This is a genomic window from Lactobacillus nasalidis (assembly GCF_016587775.1).
In the GTDB taxonomy this organism is placed as follows: domain Bacteria; phylum Bacillota; class Bacilli; order Lactobacillales; family Lactobacillaceae; genus Lactobacillus; species Lactobacillus nasalidis.
In genome coordinates, this window is the sequence record NZ_BOCG01000387.1 from 1 (window position 1) to 297 (window position 297).

General features: G+C 50.2%; 1 rRNA gene. It reads left to right on the forward strand.

The features are described from left to right. Nucleotides 1-156: 156 nt before the first annotated feature. Nucleotides 157-297, forward strand: a 23S ribosomal RNA gene (locus lacNas_RS07095); the annotation flags it as partial.

Genomic DNA, 297 nt, shown 5'->3' on the forward strand with positions numbered 1-297 from the left:
GGTCATCGGTTCGATCCCGTTTGCCTCCATTGGCCGCGAGGCCAAGTTTGTACGTTGAAAACTGAATATCTTAATTCCAAGAAAAAACCGAGAATCATTGAGATCAATGAACGATTGCAAAGCGACCGAGAGAGTTCGAAAGAACAAAACTTGTTAGGTCAAGTGAAGAAGGGCGCACGGTGAATGCCTTGGCACTGGAAGCCGATGAAGGACGCGACTAACCGCGAAAGTCTTCGGGGAGCCGTAAGTAGGCTTTGATCCGGAGGTCTCCGAATGGGGGAACCCAGCATGTGCAGA